The organism is Moritella sp. Urea-trap-13 (assembly GCF_002836355.1).
Taxonomy (GTDB): Bacteria; Pseudomonadota; Gammaproteobacteria; order Enterobacterales; family Moritellaceae; genus Moritella.
Window position 1 is genome coordinate 1,579,358 of the sequence record NZ_PJCA01000031.1, and the last position, 17,991, is coordinate 1,597,348.

3 protein-coding genes are annotated in these 17,991 nt (G+C 42.3%); 2 read left to right on the forward strand and 1 reads right to left on the reverse strand.

What is annotated here, in order from left to right; genetic code table 11:
• The first annotated feature begins 99 nt into the window (after positions 1 to 99).
• A complete protein-coding gene (locus CXF93_RS15070; RefSeq protein WP_101063288.1) occupies positions 100 to 645 on the forward strand; it encodes a septation protein A in 546 nt (181 codons plus the stop codon).
• 292 nt (positions 646 to 937) lie between these two features.
• The gene (locus CXF93_RS15075; RefSeq protein WP_101063289.1) at positions 938 to 1,327 is read left to right on the forward strand and encodes a ComEA family DNA-binding protein; all 390 of its coding nucleotides are present in this window, start codon (positions 938 to 940) and stop codon (positions 1,325 to 1,327) included.
• Between the two features lie 217 nt (positions 1,328 to 1,544).
• On the opposite strand, the gene CXF93_RS15080 is transcribed toward CXF93_RS15075, so the two are convergent.
• Positions 1,545 to 17,939, reverse strand: coding sequence for a hypothetical protein (locus tag CXF93_RS15080; protein WP_232784229.1), 16,395 nt, complete (start codon positions 17,937 to 17,939; stop codon positions 1,545 to 1,547).
• Between the last annotated feature and the right edge of the window lie 52 nt (positions 17,940 to 17,991).

The window sequence follows — 17,991 nt, forward strand, 5'->3', positions numbered from 1 at the left end:
AAAGAAATGTAAAAACAGCCTCACTATGAGGCTGTTTTTTTATATCTGCGATTTTCATGATAAACTAAGTTTAATCGTTAGCCGTGAGCCAAAAACTTTATGAAACAATTTAATGAATTTATTCCCCTGATCGTCTTTTTCATCATGTATAAAATGTACGACATTTATGCCGCAACCGCAGCGCTAATCGTAGTAACAGCATGTACCCTGCTCTTTACTTGGTTTAAATATCGTAAAGTTGAAAAAATGCAATTAATCACGTTTGCGATGGTGACTGTGTTTGGTGGTATAACCTTGTTCACGCAGGACTCCAGCTTCATCAAATGGAAAGTAACGGTTATTTACTGCTTATTTTCAATTGTCTTATTGGTTAGTCAGTATGCCTTTAAGCAAAACCTACTTAAAAAAATGCTTGGTAAAGAAATGGTGTTACCTGAGTTTGTTTGGGCGCGTGTAAACGCTGCATGGGCGATATTTTTCCTCGCGCTTGCAGGTCTGAACCATTATATTGCTTTCAACATGTCAGAAGAGCTATGGGTTGATTTCAAAGTCTTTGGCGTATTGGGTATCATGTTAGCCTTCACGATATTAACTGTGGCCTACCTTTACCGCTACATGCCAAAAGAAAAAAGTGATAATAAATAGCACTAAGCGATAACTGACTATTGCCTATCTGAGTACTGCACTTTATTGAACAATGACGAATTCATTAAATGCAGTGCTTGTTCTAATCCCCCCCCCGTGAATAGCACCTTATTAACGCCCTCTGAATACTTAATACTTTCCTCATACTACCAATTTGAACATGCATATAGTTCCTTAATCAAAGATGTGATAACTCGCACAACAAGGGGTTTGTTGATAACAAAAAGACAGATTATTACTACATTTAAATTCTGAAAGAAACATTAATTGTTATCACTATAAAGGAATATAAATGTTAAAAAAAATGAATCGTATCGCATTGTACATTGCTGTTACCGCACCTCTACTGATATTTTCTCATGCCAACGCAGAGCAAATTACAATGCCGGAACCTGCATCCATAAACTTAGCAGTAAATAAGTCAACCGAAACAACCGCATTTGATCTCAGTCATTCTGCCAGTTCGGCAAATACGCTATTAATGCCGGTCAATATTAATACCGCCAGTGAATCCGAGCTTACCGCGCTGCCCGGTATTGGCGCTTATAAAGCCGCAAAGATAATACAGTGGCGAGATAACAACGGTGAATTTATAACGACGACAGATTTAGCTAGTGTAAGTGGGATAGGACAAGCAACAATTACTAAGTTGGCAGGTAAAATCAGTGTGACTGACTTATAGTGTTATAAGTACATATATAGTATTACTTTAGATATATAGTATTACTTTAGATATATAGTACTGTTATAGACATAAAAAAATCTGAAAAAAATGAAGTTCCCTCCAATAGTTGGTAATCAATTATTATACCCAATCTCAAGTCGAACCAATTTAAAACAGCTTAAACCGAGCTGTTATAACCTTAAATTGGTTCGCCTTGTTCATGATGTATGGAGAATTAAGAGTTAGGATCAACCTTAAAAGCATCGTGACTGAATAATTGATTCAAAATATCAGCTTCGCTAACACCACCAAAACTGGCAGAATCGATGTGATGAAGCACAATATTTTGTTCCTGATTTTCTTCTGTTTTAACGGTAAGATTTACGTTTCCATCTGCATCAAAGCTTGCCGCCAAATCGCCAGAATCTTTGTGGGCTAATAAATCCTCCATGGTAAATTTATCATCATCACCATCAGATAATATTTGCGATAAATCAAGTTGGTCTTCATCCAGTGTAAAATCAGTAATCGTATCAATGCCAGAGGTACTATCTTCCCACGTAAACAAGTCCCTACCGTTACCACCGGTTAAGATATCATCACCTTCACCACCAGAAAGAATATCTGCACCATCACCACCAATTAACGTATCACTCCCATCAAAACCGTATAGGCTCTCACCGCTATCACCTGCATTTAAACTATTACTGTCTCCATTACCAAAATTATCGGCAACATCAAGTTGTCCACTGTTAAGTAATGCACCTAATTTGTCTTCATTAGACATGCCTGCAGGATCATTCCCTAAAAGCACTGATTCAGCCACACCATTGAGCACAATATTTTGAACTAAACCACCTTGGTCATCGTAAATTTCAAGCGTCGAATCTGCGCCATTTCCCGTCAGCTTGATAAGACTACTCAAATCGCTCAGCGACATAGCGTCATATGAACTGAAAGCATTTGTTAAATCAATGGTATCGAAGGCCACTTCAAAGTCCATGATGTTATCTGTAGCCGCATTACCTGCCGTTCCAAAGTCTCCGGTTTGCCATACAAAGGTATCTTTAACGCCATCACCAGAGCCATTTTGAATACCGCCCCAAAGAATATCGTCACCCGCACCACCAATGAGAATATCAGATGCCGTACCACCAATTAAGATGTCATTGCCAGCACCGCCCAATAGTGTTGCTTCAGCACTACTATCAATCACCAAGTTTGCTGCATCAGAGTTAGATGAACCTCCTATCTGATTACCCGTATTAGCGAGGTTATCGACCACAATATTGATATCCACAGGGGTTGATTCCGCTTTGCTACCATAGGTTTCTTCTGACACCGCAACAACTTCTAAGTTGTTCTCACCTTCAGGTAACCCAATAACATTTAAATCAGAAAAATCTTCTTTAGTGATAATCCATGAACCGTCATTCTGATTTCCAGCAATGACATCACCATTGCTATTGACCAACTGTCCTCCAGCAAGATTTTTAACCATAATACTCAGGGTTTCAGAACCATCGGTATCGGTTAACGCTGCTATCAAACCAAGTAACGGAATCATTGTGCCTAACGAACCACGAATTGCTGCGGTCTGAATAAAGCTATTATCCAGTGATAAGGTTGGTGCATCGGCTTTCGGTGTTACCGTTACAGGTACTTTACTGGTTGCCGTATGCTCATTACCTGAGCCGACATTACCACCATCATAGGTCGTCATGGTCAGCTCATCAACACCGCTGTAATTATCGTCACCTTCATAGGTGACACCGTTGTTCAATAGTGCATTAATGTCATCCATTGAGCCTGTAATTATCACAGAGTCAGTTCCCTGACCTGTCACAGTAACACTGCTTCCATCAGGAATAACAACACTCAAAATACCGTTAACCACACTGAGTGTGACAGACATAGCATTCGTTGAGCCCGTCTCACCAACATCAACATCAACATCACTTATCTGCATTCCTGTAATCACGGTACCGTTATAGTCTTCTACTGCTGTCACAGAATCAGGTACCGTATTTACTGGTGCATCATTCACAGGATTAACTGTTATCGTAATGCTGTCGGTATCCGTTAAGCCTTCTGCTGGCCCCGTTCCTGAATTCGCCTGATCGTTTGTTGTCATGACTAGGGTATCGTCACCATTGAAGTTAGTATCACCCGTATATTCCACACCACTCGCGAGTAGCGCATTGATGTCATCAAGGCTGCCCGTAATGATTAATTCCTTCGACCCTTCACCTGTCACGGTCAATCCTAACGCAGCCCAGTCAAAGCTATCTGGCACATTTATTGTTCCATTGCCAACATTCAGGGTGACGGTCATTTTACTACCAACCGTTTCATTAACGTCAACATCAACCACTTTCAAGCTGGTAATTAATAGCGGCACATCTTCATCAGCAGTTAAATCACTTGGGAGAACATTAACCGGTGCATCATTTTCAGCTTCAACCTCGATATGGATAGTTTTATCTATCGCGATGCTATCTTCGGCTACAACACCGTTATCCACAGCGCGGATATCAACATTGATATTACCGTCCCAATTCGCACTGTTCGCATCACCAGGGTGGAAAATCAACTTATCAATATCGGAAGACTCAACAGTCACAACCCATATACCACCACCCATGTTAGTCACGCTACCCGCCACACCATCAGGTAGAGTAATCGAGCTAGAATCAGGCACATTACTCAAGGTGATTTGTAAGCCTTCTGGCCCTTTTTCTGTCACATTTGCGTCTGAGCCGTCGTAACTATCTTCATCATCAAAAGCTTCTACATTTAGGATTAAATCAATGCCTGCCGTATCGTTCTCTGTACCCGATGCTTCTGTTTCAACATCAGTATCCACACGGTCAGCCACTGGTTGCACGTCAATGGTGATACTGGTTGAATGCTCAACCACTTCCGTTAACGAATCTTCTTTGCTGTAAACCACCACATTTAATTCAACTTTACCGCTGAAATTCTCAGGTGGAATTACTTTAATATTATCTAAGTTGAAAGTAGTCTGCCCCGATGGTAGCGAAATACTCCACTCACCATTACTGTTATTTGCCGCTCCTTCAATAGTGAAACCATCTGGCACCCCCGTCAGTTTCATCGACAGAATTTGTTCAGAACCATCAACATCGACAATAGAGCCACCAATACCAACAAGCGACACACCGCCAGCATCTTCTTGACCAATCACCACTTTATCGGTGCCGGTCCAGTTCACCGCGTCGTTAACGGCCACCACCTCAAAGTTCACATCAGTCGTGTAAGAGCCGGTATCAGTTGCTGAACCACCAATTTTATCGAAGTCTGCCGTATCCGTAATGTCGACTTTCACCCCAACACTGACTGAACCACTGAAATCTTCCACAGGACGGAATTGAATATTGCCCAATTCACTTGCTGGTAGCGTAATTTCAGAAACTAATGAACCATCAGTTGCAACAAAGAAGCCTTGAGCTGCATCAACCGTCAGAGTAACTGACGTTACCGTTTCTAACCCTTCATTTAAAGAGGTGCTGCTATCAGCAAGCACCACACTCAAATCAAGCGTAATATCACCATCTTCATACGCGACTTTTTCATATTCTTGATCTGTACTACCATCTGTTATTGGCTGTTTGTCAGTGTCTAATCCACTGGTCTTAACGACGCTAATTTTGATTTCCGGCGTATTATCACCTGTTTGTGAATTACCGGGAATATCGACAACAGGAGTCACTTGCACAGGAATAGTATCAGTCACTTCTTTCACATCACCACTCACGGTGTCAGTAGTCACGTATTTAACGTCAAGCTCAAAATCACCGGCAAAGTCTTTCGGCAATGACATACCAACCGCAGAAAGATCAACTTTACCATCTGGGCCAACTGTCACATTAAATACATATTCACCGGTTTCGTAGTTATATTCAGTGCCCGTGATTGACGCACCAGCGGGTAGGTCGTCAGCGCTAATCACTAAGGTGAATACATCATGATTGACAGAGTCTGTAATGTTGACAGAAATGAATGCATCTAATTGGTCACCAAAATTAAGACGGGTATCTTCGGTGCCAATGATGATCACATCGTTATCAACATCGATATTTCCTGCTAATAGGGTGCTACCTGAGGAGCCTATGAATTCAAGTTCAATATTTGCGTCTTTTATCACAGTGTTGCTCGAATCACTCTCACTGTTATCACCCAGGTCGCGAATCTCAGCTGAAACTTTTACATAAACGGTTGAGACCTGATCTTCTGTTGCTGTAATTTTCAGATTACCTAATTCAGATTTAGGTACGGTCCAACTGCCATCACCATTGTTTATGCCTCCCGCCACAAAAAACTGATCCAAAACAGCTTGATCGGTTATCGTATTACCATCAGCATCGACGAACGTAATAATGACTTTTTCAATCACTTCATTACTGCTTAAATCATCTTCGATAAAACTTAAACCGCCCGTAAACGTCTGGTCACCTGTTGTATTAACATTGATGTCGATTACACCATTTGCATCACTGGTAATGCTATTTGTATACGTAACAACACCGTCAACGTCAGTTTCTACAATTGCTAATATTCCATCGTCTTCCACAACAGCATCAATGTTGACATTAAGTATGCCTACTATTTCGGTTTCCTTAGCGTCCGCTGATGAATCAACATCATCTTCAATGACTGTAATTTTCGTTTTCAATATGAAGTCAACATCAGAATCTTTAGGAGCTTTTAGGTATATTGATTCTGCAGGATCAAATGTAGGGTCATTCGAGAAGGTGATTTTTCCATCAACAGGAATAAACTGTTTAGTACCTATGAGCAAATAATACCCATCAGGAACATCAGCAAACTCCAGACCAATAATCATTTCTTTACTGTCAGTGAGTTCAGGCTTCCAATTCAATTCAATAAGACCATCTTCAAGTCCGGTTGACTCTGTGGTATATGTAAGCGGCGCATCAATAACCGGAAGAACATGGACAACCAAGTTACCGTCAAACGATTTACTGTCACCGTCATTCTCTGTCACGACTAAGCGCACAGCGAGATCAATATCAAGCGTGCTGTGTAGTGGTGGCGTTATTGTGATGCCATTCAGCGTACTCAATTTCACTTCGTATCTCGGATTACCATTGTCATCAGTACCGACATACACTAGTGCTTGTACATTACCATTCGCATCAAAGATCTTAACGCCTTCAGGAATATTCGAGATCACCAAGGATAAGGTTTCTGAAGTGTCTGTAATACCATCTGGAATCTTGGCAATTTCTCCAGAAATCACGCCAAAATCAAACTTAGCTTCACCATCTTCTGAAATCGTTGTTTCAAGTCCTATGCGATCATCAGGTAATGGGGTCCAAGTGGAAGTATCTAATTCAAAACTAGGTTTGTCCGCAACGCCCGTTAAGTCAACTTCAATTGTTTGACTACCAGTAACAAATTCATTCACCACTTCTGTCGTCGTGCCATTAGGCTCTGTTACTGGGGCAGTATCTTTTACTACACCTTCGACAGTAAAGGTGAAATCAACATTACTTTCTGGTGTTGGTTTTAGCTGCAGACCATCAATAGCATCGTATTTCACTTCGTAATAATCCTCACCATCAACTATATTTTGTATATCCCCACCAAGCAGCAAGATAGCACCTGTCGGTAAGCCTGATATACGCACAAAAAGACTCTCTGAATTATCAGTATTATCGTCTTGAGGAGTTAATAATATGTGATCTTTCAAGTTAATCAGAACATCTTCATCTGATTCAATACGCTTCACTTTCATGGTTGCTTCATCAGCATCGGGATTGACATTGATGATGATTTCTTTATGTACAGAGTCAGCCGTATTATGATTGTCACGCTCTTCACTCTGCGCGTATACATCCAATTTAATGTCGCCACTGAAGTTATCTGCAGGGTCGACTTGCACAGAGCCGATATCGGCAGCAGCCACTTTATAGATACCAGAACCAATCGATGTTTCGACTAGGTTGTCACCCACTAACGTGCCATCACCTGCTATGATCGTAATGAAGTAATACAGATCTTCTGAACTCGTATTAGAGCCATCATCATCTTGAAGTACGGCAGTCAAGTTCAAGTCAACGTTATCCGTATCTTCCGTCACTGTATAATGGTAGGTAGTATTGGCATCATCCCACGTTGGAATATCTGCTACACCATCAACTGAAATAGTGAATTTCCCATCCATATTTGGATGAGTAGAACCATCACTATTGACGATTTCAGCACTTACATCGAAGGTGAGTTTGCCACCATCTATCGTAAAGTCAGAACCTATTGTCGAGAAGTCAGAATCAGGTAAAAATGTCACACCACCTAGTGTATAAGTGACACCATCGGCTTGAAGCTCAAATGCAGCAGCAGGAATAGTCACCTTTCCATCGGTATAAGCTAAAGTGATGATAGTGCCATTACCATCATCGTATATGAATACACCATGTGCGGGTGTTGGAGCAGTAATCGTTACATTACCCACCGCTTCACCACGGTCTAAATCCCCTACATTGATATCCATATTAATGGTAATACCGTGGTAATTTGAAGCAATCGTATCTGAAGCGCTGCCGTTATCTTCTAGGCCAGTGCTATTTTGCGTTGTTAATTTGGCGTCTTGATCGCTGATTTCTAACGTAATCTTACTCGTATCAGTATCACCATCACCATCGGTAATTTCCACATCAATGAGTTTCGTTATATCTTCAATAGCATGGTCTAGATCACCATTAGCACTGAAGTACGTTTCACCTTCAGCTGTAATCAACAATATTCCAAGAACAGTGACACCATCTTTGACTTCATACTGATAGTACTCACCAGACTTTGGTAATGTATCTAAAGGAATACGAACACCGTCGACAATCAATGCGGTCACGGTTGCATCATCCGCACCTTCACCTACTATTGATAACACATCCTCTAATGTAGACGTGCTACCTTCAACCATATTTAAGGTAATATCAGTCGCAGTTGGCTCATCATCTTTAATCGTAACAGGTACATTAACGGTATTACTCTTATCACCATCTTGGTCAATAGCTTGTACCGGTAGAGTAATTATTAGTTCATCATCAGTTGCACCACCTTCTTTGTGGTCAACATTACCTCTAAGAATAAACTTATATTCACCACTATTACTCAGTGTAATCACAAAGATAGTCGTATTGCCAACCTTACCGATGTAATTACCATTGTTACTATTGTTACTATTGTAAGACAGTGTGATTTGCTGCCCATCCGACATTAACACACCAGCGTTTTGCTGATTAAAGGTCGCAACATCAATAACGAAGTCAGTAACTTCATCACTACCGCTATCAACAGTAATTTTCCCTTTCGATTTTTCGTCTTTGCTTGATGGATCTGAACCTTGATGGTTTTGGTTATTACCATTCAAAGCACTTTCATTGACAGACATCGACTCAAAACCAGTAATCACTGGATCAGTACCATCATTGATAGTCACATCAACGGAAATACCTTTATCTAATTTGTCACCGTCGGTATCTGCCACTTGAACAGGCACCTTGATGCTAATCTTGTCACCATCCGTTGATACCATGCCGTCTGCATTGCCATCTTTATGATCAAGCGGTTGATTTTGTCTAATGCTAATGGTGATATCTACATCATCACCATTAGCTCTTTGCACAGCACTAACAACCACGGTCATCACTACAACACCTGCGGCTACACCTGTTAATGTGCCCGTATTTTCGTTGTAGGTGAACGCAATATCCTCACCACCCGCCGTTAATTCATTTTGCAGTTCTGTAATTAATGCCTCAATAGTACTGCTATCGATTTCTACAGAATTAGGATCTAATCGATCCACACCTGCATCAACCTTAATAGTAGTGCTGCCTATTACAGGATAAGGAGATTCAATACCTTCGGGTGTCAAATCACCTTCAGTAATTGTAATAGTACCTGTTTGGCCACCACCTGCATTAGTACCATCATTGACCACGATGTTAATATGGCCCGGCGCGCTGGTATCACCATCTTTATCGTCTGCTAATACATTAAGAATGATGTTTTCATTATCACCCGCTTGGTCGTCAACTTGGTCAATCGGTTGTTTTTGCTGAACTGTATAGTTACCGTCGATATCAACAGTGATGTTCATGACCACTACATTAGGCTTACTGTCTAGAGTGACAACAATCGAACTGCCATCAGCACTCACCGTGTAGCTGGTTTCTCCACCATTACTGGTTAGACCATTTAACGAAGATTGCGTATTGTCAAAGTACACCTTAACAACCTCGTCACTACCTGTGTCGACATCTATTTGACCTTTGACGAGCCCTGCATTATTTCCATCTTCTAAATTAACAGTGCTGTCTACACCAAATTTGGGATCATCGCCATCAGTAATAGTGACATTAACATTCACCGGTTTATCAAGATCATCGCCATCAGAATCCGTCATTTGAACTGGAATACGGACATTAATAGCATCGTCACCTACTTTCACGTAATCGCCCGAGCCATTGTTGTGATCCAGTGGACCACTTTGTTCAATGGTCATCGCTACGCTGACATCACCATTCGTTTCTTGTGTTGGCGTCAGTGTTATCTGTAAAATTTCTGTTCTGCCAGTCTGTGTTATGCCCGTAATAGTAATGACATCATAGGCATCAACGCTTAGCGTAAACGTTAATGGCGCACCATTTGATGTCAGACTGTTCAACTCAGTTAAGAGCTCAGTTTGCACTAAGTCTTCAATACGCATCGTATTTGCAACCAAATTATCGTTCACGGCTTCAACCGTAAAGCTACCCGCACCTGTTGATGGGTACGCTTTATCTGTAGCCGGGTTTTCAAGATCGCCTTCTACAACCGTTAGGTTTGCAGTAACATTTTCACCAGTTGCATCTTGACCATCTTTGATGCTAATAATGATTTTACCGATATTACTAACATCACCATCTTTATCGGTCGCAGTAACACCTAAGCTCAGATCTATCTTGTCCTCTTTTGTACTATCTTGATCAAGTGGTTCATCTTGCTTAACTGCATACGTACCATCGTTATTCATGGTGATGGTAAGCACTGGATCATTATTATTTGTACCGCCGTCAATCGTTACCGAAATCACATCACCATTAACGGTGTACGTTGTTGCTTGACCGTTAGTGGTTAAGCCATCAAGTGATGCCTGCACAGCCTCAAACTCAACCTTCTCAATTGCATCACTACCTATATCAAGCTCAATAGAACCTGATACCGTTTGGCTATTTTCTGTTTCTGTAATCGTTGTGCCACTATCAAGACCGAAGACAGGATCTGCACCATCTTGAATGGTTATATCTACCTCAGCAGGCGTTAATAAATCATCACCATCGGTGTCTTTCGCTTGTACAGGAATACGAATGGTAATCTCATCAGTATTATCACCGACCTTAACAAAACCATCACTATCTGTTAGTTTATTATGATCCAGTGGTAGGTGCTGCTTGAACTCAACATTCACATTGATATCGTCACCCGCTTGAGTACCCGATAGTGTGATAGTTACAGCTACATCTCCACCAGTCGTGGTGCCGACTAAAGTCGAGCCATCTACACTGAGCACGAAGTCTAACTTTTCACCACCCGACGTTAACTCCAACTCCAATTCATCAATCAATGCATTTCTTTGTGTCGAATCGATGTTCACTGATGTTGGGTCGAGGCGATCTTCTCCTGCCGTTACCTTAAAAGAATCTGACGTTGTTTTAGGATAGGTCGTTCCGCCCGTTGGCGTTTCAAGATCCCCTTCAACTGCAGTCATTGCGTGACCTTCGCCGCCGGTTGCATCACTGCCATCTACAACGTCAATGTTAATGGTGCCGCGAGCAGTATCGCCATCATCATCTATCACGAGTACTTTGATTGGTAAGTTCAGCAGGTTATCAGCCCCCTGATCCAACTCGCCAGTGATTTTCGCCGTGTAATTACCATCATTACCAATGGTAACTTCAAGTACCGTCTTGCCTTCACTATCTTTCAGCAGTAATACCTGACCATTCACTTCAACTGTCGTTGCAAGCCCATTACTGGTGACGCCATCAAAGCCAGATTGCATATTTGCATCATCAAATACGATAGATGCGATCTCGTCACTGCCCGTATCAACAACAATACTGCTCGAGATAACTTTGCCTTCTTGATCTTGCTCATTCAGAGAAATTCCAGAATCAACACCGAATGATGGTAATTGGCCATCTTTGATCGTTACAATCACATTGGCAGTATCACCAAGATCATCACCATCGGTATCCTTACCCTGAATAGGTAAATTGATGGCAATACTGTCGTCATCAATGCTAATAAGCCCAGAGCTATTACCTGATTTATTGTGATCCAATGGTTTACTTTGTATAACCTCAATTGCCACATTAACATTTTGACCATCTTGCACTGCGACTAACGTTATCGTGATAACTTCAACACCATTAACAGTGCCCACTAAAACACCATTAACATCATTGCTAAATTCAACCTGTTCGCCACCTGATGTTAACTCTGCTTCTAGTTCTGTAATCAATGCTGCTATTTTATTTGGGTCGAAACCTACAGTTGAAACATCAAGATGATCTTCCCCACCTGTTATTGCAATTTCTGTATTGCCTTTTATTGGATAGCCATCAGGACTTAAATCTGGCTCTGTTATATCAATATTTCCTTGCTCACCAACAGCATTTTCACCGTCAGTTATATTGATATTCATTGAACCGTTTGTGGTGTCACCATCTTTATCAGTTGCCGTTACGTTCAGGGTTATTTTCACTAAATCACTAACGTCTTTTTGATCAACGGGACCCGTTACTTTGACTACATACGATCCATCTGTATTTATCGTCACCGTCATTACGGGAGCATTGCTGCTGTCGAATACTGTAAGAGTGCGTCCAGAATCTGATACCACAGTAGTAGTTGCAGCACCGTTACTAGTGATACCTGTTAAACTCGGCTGAGAAGATTGGAACGCAATCGTATCAATAGCGTCAGAGCCCACATTCAGTGGGATTTGCCCATAAATCACATCATTTTTGTCTGATGTTTCATTAATGATGACACCTAAATCGGTATCAAATGATGGATTCAGACCATCTGTAATGTTAATGACCAGCTGCCCTGTATTGCTTGTATCACCGTCATAGTCTGTCGCTGTTACATCCAGTTCAAGCTTGATACTATCCCCGTTATTATTGTCTTGTTCTAATGCTTTATCTTGCTTAACAGTATACGTACCGTCTTTATTCATCGTGATAGTCAACACAGGTTGACCATCATTTGGAGCACCATCAATCACGACGGTAATAACATTGTCATTCACGGAGTAACGGGTATCTTGTCCATTGGATTTTACATCATTAAGTGAGGATTGTGTCGTGAGGAAATCAACGCTGCCAATGTTATCACTGCCTAAATCTAGATCGATTTCCCCTTGGACCGTTTGAGAGGCTTCAGTCTCAATAATATTTGTACCATCATCTAAACCAAACTTCGGTTCCTCACCATCCGCAATACTAATGGTGACATTCGCAGGTGCTTCAAGACTATCGCCATCACTATCAGTAACTTGAACGGGGACTTTGATACTGATGTTATCGCCAAAAGATGTTACAAAACCAGAAATGTCAGTCGTGTCATGATCAAGAGGTAAACGCTGCTCAATCTCTAAAGTTGCATTAACATTAGTATCTCCAACTTGCTCACCTTTCAGTGAGATGATCAACGCTATCTCATTACCAGGTATTGTCGTACCAACCAACTTACCTTCAGCATTAACAGCAAATATAAGATCTTGACCACCAGAGGTTAAATCGGATTTAAGCTCATCTATTAAGTCGCTAAGTTGAAGGGGATCAAACGTCACTGTTGTTGGATCGAGACGATCTTCACCTGCTGTTATTGCAAATGTCTCTGACCCGGTCACCGGATAAGTGGTACCGCCAGCAGAGGTATCTAAATCACCTTCCGTAATGCTAATTACACCACTTTCACCGCCTTTCGCATCGCTGCCGTCAGTCACTCTGATGTTAATGGTGCCGCTAGCAGTATCGCCATCATCATCTGTTACGAGTACTTTGATTGGTAAGTTCAGCAGGTTATTAATATCTTGATCTAACTCTCCGGTGATTTTCGCCGTGTAAGAACCACCGTTATTAATAGTGACTTCAAGTACAGTCTTACCATCACTGTCTTTCAGTAGTAATACCTGACCACTCACTTCAACTGCCGTTGCAAGCCCATTACTGGTGACATTTTCAAAGCCTGATTGCATATTTGCATCATCAAATACGATAGATGCAATCTCGTCACTGCCCGTATCAACAACAATACTGCTTGAGATAACTTTGCCTTCTTGAGTTTCTTCGTTCAGAGAAATACCAGTATCAACACCAAATGATGGCAATTGACCATCTTTGATCGTTACCGTAACAACCGCAGGGTTATCTAAGCTATCACCATCGGTATCTTTACCTTGCAGAGGAACATTGATTGCAATACTTTCACCATTTTCGCTGACATATCCCGTACTATTCCCCAACTCGTTATGATCCAGAGGGAGAAGTTGATCGACTTTTACTGTCACAGTAACATCTTGACCAGCTTGAACCGCGGTCACGGTCACGCTAACTGCAATGTCACCATTTGGAAGCTTACCAACTAGCACACCATTTTCGAGTGTAAATACCAGTTGTTCACCACCAGAAGTTAATTCTGCTTCTAGCTCAGCAATTAATGTTCCTGTGTCATCAATGCCGACGGTGTTGACATCAAGACGATCTTCACCTGCCTTCAGCGTGATATCAGTCTCAGCTGACACTGGATAGCCACTTGGACTTAAATCAGGCTCAGTAATTTCCACATTAGCAGTTTCATTACCGCTACCATTCAGGCCATCAGTAATGCTGATTTTCATCTCGCCTGATGCTGGATCACCGTCTTTATCGGTCGCTATGACACCCAAGTTCAAATCAGTCGATAGGCTATCTCCTTGATCAATGGGACCAGTTACTGTGACGGTATATTTGCCGTCTGTATCGACAGTGATAACCATAATTAGCTGATTATTGCTATCAAATAATGTGATGGTGTTATCTACCACTTTATAGTCTGTATCATTACCGTTACTGGTAAGGTCGGCGAGATCAATTTGAGTTTCAGCAAAGACTAACGTTGCAATAGCATCTGAACCCACATCCAGATTCAGTTGCCCTTCTACTGCAACATTTTTATCCGATGTTTCATTAACGGCAAGTACAGATTCAGTGTCAAAGAATGGATCTTCGCCATCTTTAATAATGATGCCAACATTAACGGAGTTGGTCAGATCATCACCATCAGTATCGGTTGCCTGAACCGGTACCTTAATGTGAATTTCATCGTTTTCAGAAGTAACGTAACCCAAAGTATCACCGCTATTGTAGTGATCTAATGGGATGTTTTGGGTTATTTCGACAGTCACAGTCAGATCTTGATCGTTTTGTGCCGCAGACAGTTCGACCGTCAATGCAACTTGGCCATTTAATCGACCAACAATGTCTCCGTCAGCATTTAAAGAGAAGGTTAACGCTTGACCGCCAGAAGTCAACTCAGACGCCAACTCCACCATCAAGGCACTAAGTTGTAAAGGGTCAACTTCAACAGAATCAGGAATCAAGCGATCTGCACCCGCGATAAGTTCAAAATCACCTGAATTCGTTGCAGGATAAGAGGTCCCTACGCCATCGGTATCAAGATCTCCTTCTGCTAATTCAATAGAGCTTGAACCACCGCCTGCGGCATCATCACCATCAGTAATAGTAATATCCATTGAACCATTCGATGTATCACCGTCTTTATCGGTTGCTGTCACTGCCAAATCGATATTAATGCTATCACTCGCACCGTTTTGATCAATAGCCCCAATGACCGTGACCACATATGAGCCATCGGTATCAACAGTTACTATCATTACAGGCTTACTAGCACTGTCATAAACAGTAATTGTACTGCCTGCCACTACATACGTTGTTGGTAAGCCATTACTTGTTAAATCAATTAATTCAGGTTGGTCAGCTTGGAAGACAATGCTGTCAATCGTGTCTGAGCCCACATCTAATGGGATCTGACCTGAAATTGTATTGCCTTTCTCGGTTGACTCATTAATTGTCACACCAGAATCAGTATCAAACGAAGGATTTGCACCATCTGTTATCGTGATATCTACGTTAGCTGGCGCATCTAAATCATCACCATCGGTATCGGTCGCTTGCACTGGCACATTGATGTGAATTTCATCATTAGCGGACGTTATGTAGCCGCCGATGTCGCCAGTATTAGTATGATCTAACGGGACGTTCTGCGTGATGGTTACCGTGACTTTCACGTCTTGACCTTGCTGCTCGCCAGACAAAGACACTGTAACCGCAACAACACCGTTTGGTAAAGTACCAACCAGATTGCCGTCACCATCGACTGTAAAGGTTAGTTTTTCGCCGCCCGATGTCAGTTCATCTTGCAGTTCTGCGATTAAATTACTTTGTAATGCAGGGTCAATTTTGACTGAACTCGGCACTAAGCTATCTTCGCCTGCTTTAATAACGAACGAACCTGATTGTGATGCTGGGTAAGTGGTATCAGTACCACCAACACCGTTACCATCAACATCTAAATCACCTTCAGCCAGTGTTAGCTTACCTTGATCTCCACCTGCGGCATTGCTGCCATCAGTGAGGCTAATTGCCAGTGTGCCGTCAGTGCTATCGCCATCATTATCGGTCGCTGTCACACCCAAATTAATATTGGTTAATTCACTGTCACTTTGATCAACAGGACCAGTGACAATTACTTCGTATGAACCATCCGTCGCGATAGTGACGATCATCACCGTATCGCCCGCGCTGTCGAGCACGGTTAATATATTATCAACAACCGTAAACGTGGTCGCTGCGCCGTTACTCGTAATGCCAGTTAATCCTGGTTGCGCTGCTTGGAAGACAATGCTGTCAATCGCATCTGAGCCCACATTTAATGGGATCTGACCAGACATGGTCTCGCCTTTATCATCGGTCTCATTAATTGTCACTCCAGAATCAGTACCAAACGAAGGATTTTCACCGTCAGTAATTGTGATATCTACATTGGCTGGCGCCTCTAAATCATCACCGTCGGTATCGGTTGCTTGCACCGGCACATTGATGTGAATGTTGTCACCGTCAAAAGTAACGTAACCACCATCACTTGAACCGTTATGGTCTAACGGCACATTCTGCGTGATGCTCACCGTAACCTTCACGTCTTGACCTTGCTGCTCGCCAGATAAAGACACCGTCACCGCAACAACACCGCTTGGTAAAGTACCAACAAGATTGCCGTCACCATCGACACTAAAGGTCAGCGCTTCTCCGCCCGAGGTTAGTTCAGCTTCTAGCTCTGCGATTAACGTAGCTTGCAAAGCAGGGTCGATAACAATTGAATCAGGAACAAGACGATCTTCACCCGCTTGAATCACAAACGAGCCAGATTGCGATGCAGGATAAGTGGTATCAGTACCACCAACACCATTACCGTCAACATCTAAATCACCTTCAGCCAGTGTTAGCACACCTTCATCGCCACCCGCAGCATTACTGCCATCAGTAAGGGTAATATCCAATGTGCCGGCAGTGCTATCGCCATCTTTATCAGTCGCTGTAACGTTCAGGTCAATATTAACCTTATCACTCGCGTCTTTCTGATCAACTGGACCAGTCACGGTGACTTTATACGAACCGTCAGTCGCGATGATCACTGTCATCACTGGTTTATCTGCGCTATCCAGTACCGTTAATGTATTACCGACAACCGTGAATGTAGTCGCCTGACCATTACTCGTAATGCCAGCAAGACTTGGTTGATTTGATTGGAATGCGATGGTCGCGATTTCATCAGAACCCACATTCAGCGGGATCTGACCTTCAATTACCTTATTTTCGTCTGTTGACTCATTAATTGTTACACCAGAATCAGTACCAAACGATGGATTTGCACCATCTGTTATCGTGATATCTACATTAGCTGGCGCATCTAAATCATCACCGTCGGTATCGGTCGCTTGCACTGGCACATTGATGTGAATATTGTCACCGTCAAAAGTTACGTAACCACCATCACTTGAACCGTTATGGTCTAACGGGACATTCTGCGTGATGCTCACTGTAACCTTCACGTCTTGACCTTGCTGCTCGCCAGATAAAGACACCGTCACCGCAACAACACCGCTTGGTAAAGTACCAACAAGATTGCCGTCACTATCGACGCTAAAGCTCAGCGCTTCTCCACCCGAGGTTAGTTCAGCTTCCAGCTCTGCGATTAACGCAGCTTGCAAAGCAGGGTCGATAACAATTGAATCAGGAACAAGACGATCTTCACCCGCTTGAATCACAAACGAGCCAGATTGTGATGCAGGGTAAGTGGTATCAGTACCACCAACACCAACACCAACACCAACACCATTACCGTCAACATCCAAATCGCCTTCAGCCAGTGTTAGCACACCGTCATCGCCACCCGCGGCATTACTGCCATCAGTAAGGGTAATATCCAATGTGCCGTCTATGCTATCGCCATCTTTATCGGTCGCAGTCACGTTCAGGTCAATATTGACCTTATCACTCGCGTCTTTCTGATCAACTGGACCT